1 protein-coding gene is annotated in these 909 nt (G+C 31.5%); it reads left to right on the forward strand.

The window, feature by feature from the left end; all coding sequences use genetic code 11:
* Nucleotides 1-363: 363 nt before the first annotated feature.
* Entirely contained in the window at nucleotides 364-828 is a 465-nt protein-coding gene (locus tag QZL69_RS00325; RefSeq protein WP_022213243.1) for a DUF4869 domain-containing protein, read from the forward strand.
* Nucleotides 829-909: the final 81 nt, after the last annotated feature.

Below are 909 nucleotides of genomic sequence, written 5' to 3' on the forward strand. Positions count from 1 at the left end.
TGGTTGGAGATTTGATGTGGTGATGTGAATATTAAAAAAACATAATAGAAAGATATATAATGCGATATTAGAAATAAAATTTCGGAAACAGGCGTATAAAACTTGAAAAATGGAAATATTACTCATATATAAAGAGAAATGAGATAGAATCTGGAAAATTGAACTTTTCATGAAAGATAAAAATCGTTATAATTAGAATATGTGTAAGGGACAGAATTGGCTTGAATATACATCAATAATGGTGCGTAAACAGTTATATATTTAACTAAAGGATAAAACGCGTAGATTTCAAAAGTGAGTAAAATCAATTATAGAGATGGATATTGATAAACAATATATTAAGAACAGAGAGGTCGTGATAGGATGTTAAAAATATGGTACTATGCCAATATCGAATACATGAAAGATGCACCTTCGTATTTTGATAATGTATATGAAGATGAATGGATTGAAGATAGTTTTGTAAAAGAAATGATTCAGGATGTGGATCATTGCACAGTTATCAGTTCACATGTTATTGACAGTCCTATACTGGGAGCCATAACGCCACGCGAATTGTCTGGTGGTGTGAAAGTTTTGATTCTTATGTTGAAGGATGATTCTTTTATTTACAACATGTCTAATTGTGGAGATAACTGCGCAAAATGGATTTTAAAGATTGCAGAGAAAAAGGATCTGACAGTATATTTGCAACATATAATGCGGTTTGAAGGTGAATTTAAAATTCAAATTATGAATACAGGGAAGATTGTATGCAATTCTGCAGAATATGTAGAAGGATTATTGGAAGCAGAGGAGATGGAAGATGAAAGGAAGTTACTGGTTTAAGGCTAAGAGTAAAAAAGTATTATTTGAATAACTGCGCATCGCATTCTCGTTACTTCAGTGATGAGTTAGAGGCGCAAATTT

It is taken from the genome of Blautia sp. CAG:237 (assembly GCF_000436615.1).
GTDB classification, from domain to species: Bacteria; Bacillota; Clostridia; order Lachnospirales; family Lachnospiraceae; genus Blautia_A; species Blautia_A intestinihominis.